The organism is Nocardia sp. NPDC050630, from assembly GCF_044457245.1.
In the GTDB taxonomy this organism is placed as follows: Bacteria; Actinomycetota; Actinomycetes; order Mycobacteriales; family Mycobacteriaceae; genus Nocardia.
The window spans coordinates 101,716-115,873 of sequence record NZ_JBITGN010000020.1; the positions used below are offsets into that span (position 1 = coordinate 101,716).

General features: G+C 66.5%; 11 protein-coding genes. 5 read left to right on the plus strand and 6 right to left on the minus strand.

The window, feature by feature from the left end:
* Window positions 1–344 precede the first annotated feature (344 nt).
* Entirely contained in the window at window positions 345–2,546 is a 2,202-nt protein-coding gene (locus ACIBG0_RS34350; RefSeq protein WP_397038404.1) for a molybdopterin oxidoreductase family protein, read from the plus strand.
* Between the two features lie 199 nt (window positions 2,547–2,745).
* On the opposite strand, the gene ACIBG0_RS34355 is transcribed toward ACIBG0_RS34350, so the two are convergent.
* The 4 genes from ACIBG0_RS34355 to ACIBG0_RS34370 form a co-directional block, all read right to left on the minus strand.
* Window positions 2,746–3,132 (minus strand): hypothetical protein, encoded by a 387-nt coding sequence (locus ACIBG0_RS34355; RefSeq protein WP_397038406.1) that lies wholly within the window; start codon window positions 3,130–3,132, stop codon window positions 2,746–2,748.
* A gap of 139 nt (window positions 3,133–3,271) precedes the next feature.
* Window positions 3,272–5,554 (minus strand): molybdopterin-dependent oxidoreductase, encoded by a 2,283-nt coding sequence (locus ACIBG0_RS34360; protein ID WP_397038408.1) that lies wholly within the window; start codon window positions 5,552–5,554, stop codon window positions 3,272–3,274.
* A 432-nt stretch (window positions 5,555–5,986) separates the two neighbouring features.
* Window positions 5,987–6,613 (minus strand): TetR/AcrR family transcriptional regulator, encoded by a 627-nt coding sequence (locus tag ACIBG0_RS34365; protein ID WP_397038410.1) that lies wholly within the window; start codon window positions 6,611–6,613, stop codon window positions 5,987–5,989.
* 42 nt (window positions 6,614–6,655) lie between these two features.
* Window positions 6,656–7,546, minus strand: coding sequence for an alpha/beta fold hydrolase (locus tag ACIBG0_RS34370; RefSeq protein WP_397038412.1), 891 nt, complete (start codon window positions 7,544–7,546; stop codon window positions 6,656–6,658).
* 137 nt (window positions 7,547–7,683) lie between these two features.
* Between ACIBG0_RS34370 and ACIBG0_RS34375 the strand changes: the two genes are divergently transcribed.
* Complete coding sequence (locus ACIBG0_RS34375; protein WP_397038414.1) at window positions 7,684–9,543, plus strand: Na+/H+ antiporter; 1,860 nt, start codon at window positions 7,684–7,686, stop codon at window positions 9,541–9,543.
* On the opposite strand, the gene ACIBG0_RS34380 is transcribed toward ACIBG0_RS34375, so the two are convergent.
* Window positions 9,532–10,089, minus strand: a complete 558-nt coding sequence (locus ACIBG0_RS34380) for a TetR/AcrR family transcriptional regulator (protein ID WP_397038416.1) — start codon at window positions 10,087–10,089, stop codon at window positions 9,532–9,534. The genes ACIBG0_RS34375 and ACIBG0_RS34380 overlap by 12 nt on opposite strands.
* Before the next feature lie 216 nt (window positions 10,090–10,305).
* Here ACIBG0_RS34380 and ACIBG0_RS34385 point away from each other — a divergent pair, with 216 nt between their 5' ends.
* Both ACIBG0_RS34385 and ACIBG0_RS34390 read left to right on the plus strand, forming a co-directional pair.
* Complete coding sequence (locus ACIBG0_RS34385) at window positions 10,306–10,932, plus strand: TetR/AcrR family transcriptional regulator (protein ID WP_397038417.1); 627 nt, start codon at window positions 10,306–10,308, stop codon at window positions 10,930–10,932.
* Between the two features lie 8 nt (window positions 10,933–10,940).
* Window positions 10,941–11,600: an enoyl-CoA hydratase-related protein gene (locus tag ACIBG0_RS34390; protein WP_397038419.1), complete on the plus strand. Its 660-nt coding sequence runs from the start codon at window positions 10,941–10,943 to the stop codon at window positions 11,598–11,600.
* A gap of 127 nt (window positions 11,601–11,727) precedes the next feature.
* Here the strand turns inward: ACIBG0_RS34390 and ACIBG0_RS34395 are convergent, their stop codons facing one another.
* Window positions 11,728–12,441 (minus strand): dienelactone hydrolase family protein, encoded by a 714-nt coding sequence (locus ACIBG0_RS34395; RefSeq protein ID WP_397038421.1) that lies wholly within the window; start codon window positions 12,439–12,441, stop codon window positions 11,728–11,730.
* Between the two features lie 191 nt (window positions 12,442–12,632).
* On the opposite strand from ACIBG0_RS34395, the gene ACIBG0_RS34400 reads away from it, so the two are divergent.
* Complete coding sequence (locus ACIBG0_RS34400; RefSeq protein ID WP_397038423.1) at window positions 12,633–13,802, plus strand: lipase family protein; 1,170 nt, start codon at window positions 12,633–12,635, stop codon at window positions 13,800–13,802.
* Window positions 13,803–14,158: the final 356 nt, after the last annotated feature.

Sequence of the window (14,158 nt, forward strand, 5' to 3'; positions counted from 1 at the left end):
GCCGCTGGTCCCCTGCAAGGTGAGCACCTGCGGGTCGACCCTTGCGCGACGTGCGTACCCGCTGTTGTATGCCATCGGACAGTTGACCCGCTAGGCCATCGAGGTCGGATACGCCGTGCGAGTTCGGCGGCACGCTCGTAGCGGAATCTGTTGGCGCATAACAGCTTCCGAGATTTCGGATCGGTGCCGTTCGGCGTCGCGGACGGGTGGGCTGTGATCGACGGTAGGGCAACCGCTCCCGTGCGCATGGGCGAATCCGCAGGCCGGGCCCGATCGGTACACCCGTCACCGTAGACGCCGCTACGATGAGACGGTAACTCTCTCAATGGTGTGGAGGAACACGGATGGGTGCTACCACCGTCGCTCGGCAATGCACGTTGTGTGAGGCGCATTGCGGGATTTTGGTGACCGTCGAGGATGATCAGGTCACGCGGATCGAGGGCAATCCCGATGATGTGCTCTCGCAGGGCTATATCTGCCCGAAGGCGACGGCGATGGGTGGGCTGCACCATGATCCGGATCGGTTGCGCACGCCCGTGCGGCGGGTCGGTGATCGGTTCGAGCCGATCGGGTGGGATGAGGCGTTCGACGAGATCGGGCGGCGGCTGCGGCAGGTGCGGCGCGAGTACGGGGCCAGCGCGATCGGCATGTATTTCGGAAATCCGGCCGCCCACAGTTCGTCGGTGATCTACGGCGCGCTGCTGCGTGCGGTGCTGATGACGCGGAACTTCTTCTCCGCGTCCTCGATCGACCAGTTTCCGCAGGAGTTCGTCGCGTGGCGGATGTTCGGATCGAATGTGTTGATGCCCGTGGCCGATATCGATCGCACCGATCGGCTGGTGATCATGGGCGCCAATCCGGCGGTATCGAACGGTTCGTTGACCACCATGCCCAATGCGAAGCAGCGCATTCGCGACGTGGGCAAGCGCGGCACAGTGGTCGTGATCGATCCGCGGCGCACCGAGACCGCGCGGCTGGCCGATGAGCATGTAGCCATCGCACCCGGTGGTGATGTGTATCTGCTGCTGGCCATGTTGCAGGTGCTGGTCAGCGAAAACCTGTGTGCGGAAAGCCGGATTCGCGCGCAGTGCACCGGCTGGGAGGAGTTGCGAGCGCTGGTCGCCGACATGACACCGGAACTGGCCGCACCGCTCACCGGTGTCGATGCCGAGACGATTCGGCGGCTGGCGCGCGAACACGCCGCGGCGGATTCGGCATTGCTGTATGCCCGAATCGGGATATGCCACCAGGTCACCGGTACGCTCACACATTGGCTGGTCAACGCCGTCAACGCGGTGACCGGGAATCTGGATCGGCCAGGTGGGCAGATGTTCGCGACACCGCCGATCGATGCGCCGCGGTTCGCGAAATATGTGCCCGTCGGGCACGGGGCATGGACGGACCGCTCCGGCACCTACAAGTCATTTCGCTCCGAGCTGCCGGTCGCGGTGCTGGCCGATGAGATCCTCACCGAGGGTGCCGGACAGATTCGCGCGATGATCACCTACGCCGGGAATCCGGTGCTGTCGACACCGCAGCGCGGCAAGCTCGACGCCGCACTGGACTCGCTGGATTTCTATGTGGCCGTGGATATGTATGTGACCGAGACGACCCGGCACGCCGATATCATCCTGCCGCCGATCTCCCCGCTGGAGCGCGAGGATGTGAACATTCTGTTCCCGGTGTTCAGTGTGCGGAACAATCTGCGCTACGACGCCCGAGTTTTCGAACCTGCGGCCGACGGGCTCGAGGACTGGCAAATCCTGGCGCGGTTGACCACCGAGGTAGTGCCGCTGCCCGCGCGCCGATTCATCACGCGCGCGGTCAACGCGCTGATGGAACAGTTCAGTCCGATGCGGTTGACGACCGTTGGGGTGGCGGTTGGTCCGTACGGGGTGCTGCGGCGCGGACGCAAGGGGTTGTCCGTGGCGAAGGTGCGCGCGGCGGCCGGGGGTATCGATCTCGGTCCGCTGCGGCCGCGATTGCGCGAGTTGATCGCGACGAAGGATCGCAAAGTGCACCTCGCGCCCGACGATTTTGTCACGGCCGCACGGGAATTGGTCGAGAACGCGCGTCGCGGCAATGCGCTGACCGCTCCCGCCGACGGCTACGACCTCAAACTCATCGGCCGCCGCCACCTGCGCAGCAACAACTCCTGGCTGCACAATGTGCCGTCCATGGTCAAGGGCCGCGACCGCTGCACCGCCCTCATGCATCCCGCCGACGCCGCCGAACGCGCCCTCACCGACGGCAGCCGGGTCGCGGTCACCTCCCGCACCGGCTCGATCGTGGTCACCCTGGAGGTCAGCGACGAAATCCGGCGCGGCACCATCGCCATCCCGCATGGCTGGGGACACCGTGAACCCGGCGTCGGCTGGCAGGTCGCCGCCTCCCTGCCGGGCGCGAATGTCAACCTGTTGCATGATCCGGCGGTCACCGACACGTTCTCCGGAAACGCCGCCGTGAACAACACGTGGGTGACGGTGAGTCCGGCGTCGCACGCGCCCGCATCAGAGGTCGATCGCGAGCCTGCGGCGACACCGTAAGAGTGCCCTGCCCGTCTGTCCCTCGGCGCTGTCGATGGTAGCCGCGTGCCTTAGCCAGGCGGCGTAGTGCCTGCGCGGGCATTACCGGCCCGGCGATTGATCGGGAATTCTGCCGATCACATGCGCCCACGACTGTTCGGAGGCGCGGGATCACCGTCGCGCGAACCGGCTGGGATGAGCTCACACCGGATGCACGCCGTCAGGGCGTTTGGACGGTGACGCGGTAGCCGAGGCGGAGTTCTCTGGCGGGGTGGGCGGCGGCGGTGAGGTGGAGCCAGCGGTGCAGCCCGGCGCGCGGGTCGGGGACGTAGGCGGCATGGGTGTGGGTAACGCCGAAGGGGAAGTCTCCCGATGCCGCGGTGGCGGTGGCGGTCATCAGATGCATCTCCGCCCACAGACATGGTTCGGGTGCGTCTTCGGGCAGGGGGCGGGTGTTGGGGAGGAAGAAGCCGAACTGTTCGGCGGGGGCCGCGGCGGTGTGGCGGAGCGTGCCGGTGACGAATAGTCGCACCGTTCCGGTATGCACCACGCAGCGCGGTGTCAGGTGCAGGGGTTGGGCAGGTTGCAGCTCGAGCCGGAAAACCATGGGCCGACTGTACGGTGTCGCCCTGTGCGCGAAAAGCACTGGAGCATCACGAAGTTCGGTAGCTCACACCCCCGGCGTCACGCCGGTCGATATCAGCGCCGCCGGGGCGGGCCGTATTTGTCCGTTCTGGGCGAAAAAGCTAGCCCTCGCGTAGCGGTTCGATACGAGCCGGAACATGCTTGTGCCATGGCGTTCCGGCGATCGCATCGCGCCAGCTCGCATCGGTGAGCTCATTCGCGGCCACACCGGTACGGGTGCCGTCGGGCAGGTCGAGGCCCAATCCGTTGGGCAGGGAGGCGTGCCCGGGCCGCATGCGTTCGTTGATCTCGACCGCGGCGATGGCGCTGCCACGTCCGGTGGTGATGCGGGCGCGGTCCCCGGTGGTGAGACCGAGCGCGGTGGCATCGTCGGGGCTGAGCCGCAACGCGCCCTCCGGATCACGGCGCCGCCAGCTGTTGTCGCGGAAAATGGTGTTGGCGGTGAAGGAACGCCGTTCCCCTGCCGACAGGACGAAGGGGAATTCGGGGCTGGTGTGCGCGGCGGGCGTGGTCGGGAGTGCCCGCAGCGCATGCAGCAATTCCGGGATCGCCAACGGGATTTTCGAGTGTGGCACATAGTCCCAGGCGTCCGGATAGTCGTCGACGGTGAAGGTGACGCCCGAACGGCCCGCCAGGATGGCATCGAACAGCGCATCGGCATTCGGGTGACCCGCACGACGCATAGCGGCCGGATGCACCTTCGCGACGCGCTGTGCGAGCGCCCACAGCACGGCGGCCGAACGCGCGCCATCGGGTAGGGTCGGGCCGAGGGTTTCATAGAGCAGGTACGGGGCGAGGCCACCGATCTTTTTGTCCATGGCCAGCAGTGCCGCGAAGGCCAATGCGTAGGGGCGGCGGCCCAGTGTGGCGGCGCTGCGCAGTACCGCCAGCTGGGCACGCCCGACGACACCGAGTTCGCGGATCAGGCGCGCGTAGATCTCGGGTTCGGGCAGTGTGCCCGGTAGCGGCTCGAGTACCGGCGCACGCAGATGAAAGGTGTTGTGCGGGAACTCCAGATTGAAGAAGGTGGCCTCCCACTTTTCGAACTGGCTCGCCGCGGGCAGCACATAGTCGGCGTGACGTGCGGTTTCGGTGAGCGCGACATCGATGACCACCACCAGATCCAAGGCGTCCAGTGCGCGGCGGAAGGCGGTCGAATCGGCGAGTGAGTGGGCCGGGTTCGCGGATTCGATGATCATCGCCCGGAATCGGTCGGGGTGATCGGTGAGAATCTCCTCGGCGATCGAATTGCACGGCACCATGCCGCCGAGGATCGGCGCGGCGGTCACCGGGCTGCGTTTGATGTCACGGCTGTAGCCCGCCAACGGCACCATCCACGAATGTGGTTGCATGGCACCGGGTTTGGCGAAGTTTCCGGTGAGCAGCCAGAGCAGCTTGTTCAGGTAGGAGATCAGGGTGCTGTTGGGGCTCTGCTGTACGCCGAGGTCCTCGTAGGTGGCGACACTGCTCGCGGTGCCGATCCGATGCGCGGCGGTACGCAGCAATTCCATTGGCACACCGCAGATCTCGGCATAGGAGGCGATATCGATATCGCGCAGCACCGCGATGACGGCGTCGACCTGCTCGGCGTGCTCGGTGAGGAATGCGTGATCGAGCAGATCATCGCGCACCAGCATCGCGAGCATCGCGGCCAGACACCACGCGTCGGTCCCGGGACGGACCTGCAGGTGTATGTCGGCGAGATCGGCGGTTTCGGTGCGCACCGGGTCGAGCACGATCATGGTGCGCGCGGGATCCTTGGAGATCTGCTGTAGGACGGTGCGGGCGCGTGGCACACCGTGCGACTGCCAGGGATTCTTGCCGAGGAATACCGAAACCTCGGCGTGTTCGAAATCGCCGGTGGTGTGTCCGCCGGTCAGATGCGCGTCGACCCAGCCCTCGCCGGTCTTCTCCTGGGCCAGCGCGGTGGAGCGGTAGCGACTGCCGAGCGCTCGCCGCAGCGCACCGCTATAGGCGCCGCCGAGGTGGTTGCCCTGTCCCCCGCCGCCGTAGAAGAAGATCTTGTCGCCGCCGTATGTGTTCTTGACCTCGGTGAACCGCGCGGCGACCTCGGAAATCGCGGTATCCCAGTCGATTTCGGTGAAACTACCATCGGCTTCCCGCCGCAGCGGGGTGCTCAGGCGGGTGCCGCCGTTCTGGTAGTGGTCCAGACGCAGCGCCTTGTTGCAGGTGTATCCGGCCGAGGCGACGTGGTCTTTGTCGCCGCGGATCTTGGCGAATCCGCGACCGTCGAGTTGGATCAGCAGGCCGCAGTTGTTCTCACACAGGATGCACGCGGTTTTGTGCCATTGCCCTCGCGCCGCAGGATCATCGCGCCGCGCGCTGTTATCGGCTCGGCTGTCTTGGGGTGCGGCGGTACTCATCGATGCTCCTCTGAATGGTCATTGATCGAGAGCGGAAGCGAACCGCCTGTCGACATAGGGATGGGCGGGTGCGACTGGTCTGTTCGACGCGAGTGCCGTCGGTCCACGCCTTCGGCTCGGCCGGCGACGGTGTCGCCGAGCCGGTCGATCGCCCCTCGATTCGATCCGGCCGTGTTCGACGTGCTCGGCATCGGCGGCATACCGGATATCGCAGGCCAGGGCGATCTCGGCTGCGCGCGACATCGGCGTCTCCTCCGGTTCGGGGTGGGCGCAGTGGATCTGCATACGACCCTGATTATGGTCTCCACCATAATCGAGGTGTCAAGGGCATGTCGTATCGAGATGGTTCTCCGCACAGCGAGAAAAGCGAGTGTGAGCGTGCATTTTTCGCACGAATGAAAACCCGCATGCGCGGGGTCGATGGCGGGAGCGCTACTGCTCGGCGGCGCTGATGACGGCCGCGAGGTGATCCTGCAATTCGCGGACTGTGTCCTCGAGCGGTGTGGTGGCCCGCTCGACGCGACACAGCGCGATCGCTCCCTCGACCGCTGCGACGGTCAGAGTGGCCGTGCGACGCGAACGCACCGCGTCCATGCCGTGACGGATCAGCAGATCGGTGAGCGCGGTATTCCACCGGGCGAAGATCGCCGCGGCGGACGCGGCGAATTGCGGTGCGTCGTCATTGGTTTCGACGGCGACGGCGAAGATCGGGCAGCCCGCCCGGTACTCGCTGTCGACGAGCGTGCGTCGCCACAGCGCGACGAACATATCCAGCGCGGTCGCCGGATCGTTCTCGCGGGTGATCGCTTCGATGAATTCCGACATCGAAGCACCGGCGGCGGTCAGCGCGTCGGTGATCAGCTGGGTGCGACCGCCAGGGAAGTGGTGATAGACCGACCCTCGGGGCGCGCCGGTATCGGCCAGCACCCGGTCCACGCTGGTGGCGCTCGCACCATGGATACGCAGAGATTCGATCGTTCCCTCGACCATCCGCCGCCGCGCGTCACGCCGCCGCGGGCGCGCCGGAGCCTCGTCATTCGATCGGCGTGTCGCTGCCATGTAGCCATCGTATGGGACACCCCATAACGCTGGGGTGTGCGTTCATCGCACACGGCTGGTGTGGAAATCCAGTACCGCGGCCAAGGTCTCCTTTGGGGCTTCGAGCTGGGGGTAATGCCCGACCTTCGGCAACTCGACCACATCCGGCTTCGGGATCAGCTCGCGATAGCGGCGCACCATGTGCGCACCCGATGCCGGGTCGAGCAGACCGTCGATCAGCCGGACGGGAATCGGGGTGTGCACCAGCGCGCCCACCCAGCGCTCCCGGTTGGCCTTGCGCTCGCCCATATAGCGGATCAGCTTGTGGCCATTGCTCTTGCCGTGCTTACTGCACCACAGGATCCAGTACTGATCGAGCTCGTGGACGCTGGGGCGGGTGTCGGGGCCGAAGACACCGGCCAGGCTGCGGCGAAAGACCCGCTCGGTGCCCAGCACACCGACCAGTGGACCCAGCGGACTGGCCAGCAGCTTCTGCGCCAGGCGCGCATGGTGGGTTTCGGGGAACAGGCCGCCGTTGAGCAGGCATACCGATTCGATCACCAGGGAGTCGTCGCCGTCGGCGCGGCGCTGGGCGTCACGTGCCAGCAACTCCTGGGCGACGGTGTCGCCGTAGTCGTGGGCCAGGATGTGCGTGCGGGAAATCCCCTGCTCACGCAGCAGGTTCTCGTGCAGATCGGCCTGATCGGCGATCCGGTAATCGTAGTTGCGGGGTTTGGCCGACCAGCCGAAGCCGATCATATCCGGGGCGATCAGGCGCCCGAACCGCTCGCGCAGACCCGGCCATACCGCATGCCAGTCCCAGGACGCGGTCGGGAAACCGTGGATACAGAGCAGATTCCCCGCACCGGCCCCGGTGCTGTCCTGCCAGAAAATCTGATGGCCGCGGTGGGTGTGCCGCCGACCGCTCGCCCGCCAGGACGCAAACTCTTCCATGTCTACCTCCTTTGTGCCGACAACTATCGCGCGCGAACGCTACCGCCACAGGCATTCCGGGGAACCGAACACACTGTCCGTGTCACGTACCGCATGGTCTTTTTCGAGCCGGGTGTTTGCTCTGCGAGAATGCCACAGTGCATGTCGCGATCGGCCTGGTTGTTCTAGTCGCGTCGGCGGCGTCGCTCGCGGCGCTCGCGCGACGGTTCGGGATATCCGAACCCCTGGTATTGACGCTGGCCGGGGTGGTCGCGTCATATTTGCCGCATGTTCCGCAGGTCCACCCCGATCCTGAGGTCATCCTGTTGGGTTTCCTGCCGCCACTGCTCTACACCTCGGCGATTCGCACCTCCCTGGTCGACTTCCGGGCCAATGCGCGCACCATCGCGCTGCTGTCGGTGGGTTTGGTGCTGTTCAGCACGTTCGCGGTCGCGGCGGTGGTGTGGTGGCTGCTGCCGGTGCCGTTCGCGGTGGCGGTGGCACTGGGCGCGGTGGTCGCGCCGACCGATGCGGTGGCCGCTACCGGGATCGCGCGGCGCATCGGCATGCCGCGCCGGATCGTCACCATCCTCGAAGACGAGTCGATGTTCAACGACGCCACCGCGCTGGTCACGGTGCGCACCGCGATCGCCGCGGCCGCGGGCACGGCGTCGGTGTGGAAGGCCGGTGGCGACTTCCTGCTCGCCGCGGGCGGTGGGGCCGCGGTGGGCATCGTTGTCGCCTATCTGCTGGCGATGCTGCGCCGGCGCATCACCGATCCGGTGCTGGACACCACGCTGTCGTTCCTGGCGCCGTTCGTCGCCTATCTGCCCGCCGAGGGAATCGGAGCCTCCGGTGTGATCGCGGTCGTGACCTGCGGCATGGTCCTGGGCCACGGTGCGCCGGTGTGGCAGAGCGCCGCCTCCCGGATCGCCGAACGCACCAACTGGCGCACTATCCAATTCATCCTGGAAAGCGTCGTGTTCCTGATGATCGGGCTGCAGATGCGCGCGATCATCGAGGGCGCCTGGGACAGCGACCTCGACCACACCACGCTGATCGTGGCGGCGGTAGCGGTCACGGTGGCCGCGATGCTGTCGCGGCCGCTGTGGGTCTTCCCGGTCGCACTGCTCTCGCGCAAGCTCGGATTGTCCAATGCCGATGTACCGGTGAGTCACCCGCTGGTGGTGTCGTGGGCGGGCATGCGTGGTGTGGTCACCCTGGCGGCGGTGCTGCTGCTGCCCGCCGACACCCCGCAACTGCCGGTACTCAAACTGCTCGCGCTCGTCGTGGTCGCGGGAACGCTACTGCTGCAAGGGACTTCGCTGCCCTGGGTGGTGCGGCGGCTGCACGTGCGCGGTCCGAGTCGCGCGGAAAACGCGCTACAGAAGGCGAACCTGCTACAGCAGGCGACCGCCGCCGGACTGGCCGAACTGGAAAAACACATCACCCCGGATACGCCGCCCGGTGTGGTCGAGACACTGCGCGACCGGGTCACCTGGAAGACCAACGCCGCCTGGGAACGTCTCGGCCGCTCGGAATCGGAACTGGCGACACCCACCGCGGAATATCGGCGGCTACGGCTGGAAATGCTGCGTGCGGAACGGGAAACCGTTCTGCGGGTGCGGGATTCGGGCGGTGCCGACTATGAGATCCTGCAGTATGTGCTGTCGCGGCTCGATCTCGAGGAATCGATGATCGACCGCTTCGACGAAACCGAAGAGGAGCGCGTCGAACCGCTATCGGCCCCCGCGGCGGTCGAGGGCTGCCCGCATCTGCAGTCCGCGCCGCTGGTGCGCGAAACCACCGAACCCGACGAATGCTCCGAATGCATCGCCGAGGGATACACCTGGGTGCATCTGCGCATGTGTCTGACTTGCGGGCACGTCGCCTGCTGTGACTCATCGGTGGGCAATCACGCCACCAAACACTATGGCGGCACCGGACATCCGGTGATGCGCAGCGTCGAGCCGGGTGAGGCGTGGCGGTGGTGCTATGTGGACGAACTACTCGGCTGAGCGGCGGGCGTGGGAGTAGATCAACCGCGCGTACTGGGCCAACAACTGATCCAGTGAAATATCCTCCCCGCCCGCGGCGATCTGCTGGTAGCCGATCAGCATCGACATGCCGAGCGCGGTGACCACCGCGGTGGTCTCTTCATCGCCCACAACGCCTTTGATCGCCTTGTGCACGGTGCGGCGGCGCGATTCGTCGACGCGCTTGAGCGCCAGATTCACCGATTCGTCGTTGGCGGCCCAGGCGCGGATCGCGGCCTCGGCGGCGTGGTGCAGGCCCGCGGCGAGGTCGGACATGGCGCGGATATCGTCGTCGGGATTGCCCTGGTTGAACTTCAGCGTGCGCAGGATGATGACCTGGCGGTTCTCCCAGTGCTCGAGCAGCGCGTCCACGAAGCCCTGCCAGCTGCCGAAATGGTGGTAGAACGACCCGCTGGTGACACCGAGTCGGCGACAGAGCACGCCGATATTGAGGCCTTTGAAGCCGAGTTCGGCCAAGACCTCCAGAGCGGTGTCGAAGTACTGCTCCTTGGTGACCACTCGTGACATTCGCAGGCGCCGTTTCTGTTCGTGCGGGCAAGGCGGAGGACCAGACAGTACCTCATCGTATTGCCCTCGCGCTGAAACCTAACGCGGTCCACGCATCGACGTCGTCGCCCCGCGAAAATACCCGTGACCGGGCGAAACATGCAGTGGCGTAGCGGGAAAGGGTTGCCGGACAGGTGCCGGTGCATAACAGAGCAACTGCTCTGTTATAGTCGTAGCATGCCTCGCCCTCGGACCCACGACCCCGACACCGTGCTCGATGCCGCGGAGTCGCTGGCGGTGCGCTCGGGCCCGGCGGCGGTCACGATCCGAGCCGTCGCGACGGCGACCGGGGTGTCCAACGGCGCGATCTATCACACCTTCGGTTCGCGTGCCGAACTGCTCGGGCGCAGCTGGTTACGGGCGGCGGGGCGGTTTCTGCGGATGCAGACCGAGTTGGTGGAGGCGCATCTGATCGCCGCCGACGGCGCCCCACGCGCGCTCGAGGCGGTAGTGGCCGCGGCCGAGACACCGGTGGAGTTCGCGCGGCGATACCCGGACTCCTCGAAACTGCTGCTGACCGTCTCGCGTGACGAACTGCTCGGCGACGAACTGCCCGAACAGGTCGTCACCGAACTCGCCGGAACCGATGACGCGCTGGTGCGACTACTCATCCGCCTCTCGCGCGCCCTGTGGGGCCGCGGCGATGCCGCCGCGGTCGATGTGATCACCACCTGCGTCGTCGATCTGCCGACCGGCATCCTGCTGCGCCGCGACCGAATCTCCACACCCATTGCCCGCGAACACCTTCGCGCCGCCGTGCGCGCGGTACTCGCGGTCGGCCCACCCGAATCACACCCGGAGTAAGGAATATCATGAGCACACTGAGCTACCACGAAAAGATCGCCGTGCTGGACCTCGGCGACGACGAAAATCGTTTCAGCCCAGAGTTTCTCGACGCGGTCAACGCCCACCTCGACACCGTCCTCGCCGAGGGCGCACACGCGCTGGTGACCACCGCGAGCGGCAAGTTCTACTCCAACGGCCTCGACCTGGACTGGCTGCTCGCCAACGGTGAGCGCACCCAGTGGTACACCGACCGGGTCCAGGCCCTGTTCGCCCGCGTGCTCACCCTGCCCATTCCCACCGCCGCCGCACTGCCCGGCCACGCCTTCGGCGCCGGAGCCATGCTGGCCCTGGCCCACGACTATCGGGTGATGCGCGCTGACCGCGGCTTCTTCTGCCTGCCCGAGGTCGATATCCGCATCCCGTTCACCCCCGGTATGGCGGCGCTGATCCAGTCCAAGCTGAGCCCCAAGGCCGCGGTTGCCGCGATGACCACCGGTCGCCGCTTCGGCGGAATCGATGCCTCGGACCTGGATATCGTCGACGCCACCGCGGGCGAAGGCGCGGTCGCCACGGCCGCCCTGGCGATGCTCGCCCCGCTCGGCGGAAAGGATCCCGCGACACTGAGTGCGATCAAGAACACCATGTTCGGCCAGGTCGTGGCCGAACTGACCGAATCCGGCTCCTAGACGCCTGGATGCGCCGACGACTCGACACGAGCAGACCCGAGGGTGTTCGCCGGAAGTCACCTCGGCGGTAGGCGGTGCGTGAATCGTGGTGGGCCCGCTGAACCGTCATCGGGTCGCGGCCAGTCGACTACTCGGATCCGCCCGCCACGGTATCGGTCAGGTGCTTGTCGAAGAACGCGAAAATGCGATGCCAGGCATCACGGGTGGCTTGCGCGTCGTAGCCCAGACCCGCGACACGCAGGACCGGGTCGATGCTGAAGACGTTCGCGAAGCCGTGCGTGGTGCCCGGATAGGTCTTGATGTCGTGCTCGACGCCGAGCTCGTTCAGTGCGCGATCGAGCTTGCGGTCCGCCCCGACGAGTGAGGGGTCGCGCTGGGCGTAGCTGGCCACCACCGGGCACGCGCCATCGAGCTGGGCACGGTAGTCGCCGTAGAGGCCCGGATAGAACGGTGCGGACGCGTCGAAACCCATTGGCGCGGTGAGCAATGCGAAGCCACCGCCCATGCAGAAGCCGATGACGGCGGTCTTGCCGGTGCAGTCCGGATCGGCGACCAAGCGGTCGCGGGCGGCGAGGATTTCCCGAATCGTCGGACTGGCGCCGGTGAAGACCAACGACCGCAGCACCGCGCGGATGCAGCGCACCCGGCCATTGGCGAACAGATTCGGGGCAATCGTGAGATAGCCGTAGTCGGCCAGCATTTCGACATTGCCGCGGATATCCCGGCCGAACCCGGCACCGTCGTGCAGCACCACGACACCAGGCCAGGGACCGTCCCCGCTCGGGCGGGCCAGAATCGCCTCGACAGCGCCGTCGGGTGCGTCGAGCTCGATGGTGTTCATGCCAGCAATGTAGGCCGCTGTCCCAGACATGTACAACCATCGGTGGCTATCGCGTGGCGGGCATCGTAGCGGGACGTGAAATTTTCGCCAGTTGATCGTGAAACCCACAGTGACGCGGCCTCGATTGGTTTAGCCTCTGCCGACGCGGTGTCCCCGGTCAGCGCGTTGTTCGAGCGAAAGGCGACATGTTCATGTTTCGGCTGCCGCGGCGCGCCTTCTGCGTCGCGACCACCCTGGCGCTCACCACGGTCACGGCCACCGCACTCGTCGCGGCCGATAGTGGTGACTACGCCCGATACGATCCCGACCCGACCGGCGACGCCTACCTCGATCAACACTTCGATACCGACGCTGCGCCCAACGGCGCGATCCTGTCATCGCGATCGGTGCGGATTCTGCCGCCCCTGTCCACCACCAACGACTTCGCCGCCTGGCAGGTATGGTTCAAATCCACTGCCGCCGACGGCACTTCGATCGCCGCGCTCACCACGATCATGAAACCCAAGACCTGGAACGGCCGTGTCGTCAGCAACAACTACGCGATCGACAGCGTTGGGCTGCAATGTAATCCGTCCTACCAGCTGACCCACTCGGTCTCCATCGAAGCCCCCGATATCACCCGCCAACTACTCGGCCACGGCTACGCGGTCGTGATGAGCGACTACGAAGGCCCGAAGATGGCCTACGCGCACGGACCCACCCAGGCACGCGAAGTGCTCGACGGAATCCGTGCCGCGCTTCAGTTCCCGGCGGCCGGACTGGCGGGCAGTGCGACCACGATGATCGGCTACAGCGGCGGCGCGATCGCCACCGTATGGGCGGCACAGCTGCAGCCCACCTATGCCCCCGAGCTGCGCATCCTCGGCGCCGCGGCCGGTGGCACACCCGCCGACCTGAGCCTGCTGCGCAAGACGATGGACGGGAAACCACCCGCCGGGGCGCTGTATCTGATGGCGGCGCTCGGGGTCGCCCGAGCCACGCCCGAGGCTTTCGACCTGCTCAACGACCTCGGGGTGCGGACCGCGCAGGAGAACAAGAACCTCTGCTCCAATGCCGCCCTGCTCGGTGCCGCGCCGGTGCCGCTGCGCACGCTGACCACACTCGACCCCTACCCGACCGACGTCGTGCAGCGGATCTACCGCGAAACCAAAGCCGGCGGCCTGACCCCGACGATGCCGATCTACCTGTGGCACGGCCTGTTCGACGAATGGATTCCAGCCGCCGGCGCGCAAGCACTACAGCAGCAGTGGAAGAGCGCGGGGGTGGAGGTGTCGCTTACCCTGCTGCCGTGCGACCACGTCACCTGTGCGTTCGCTCCCGGGGCGATCGATCGGATCGACACGTGGATGGGCATCTCCTGAGCACATCAGCCATCTCGGAGTTGCCGTCGCCTACCCAGTGACTACCTCGCACCGGGCCACGTGGCAGCAGTTGATGGTGTCGCTGTGAAGATGCCACGGCCTCGAGTTCACACCACCCCGATCGAGGCTCGCCGTGGCGGGCTACCGCTGGATCGGGCCCGGCGTGTGGTGGCGGCGGCTCATATGCGACTCTTGATGTGTCGACTCAGGGAAAGGGCTGCTCATGACGCTCGGTATGGTCCTCGGCGACTTCGGTGCTCGCACTTCGACGCGGCGCTAGTCCGTCCGCGCAGCCCCGGCTGACTCTGGCCGTTCTCCCGCTCCTCGTCGAAGTGCTCGCCGTGCCATCGCACGTC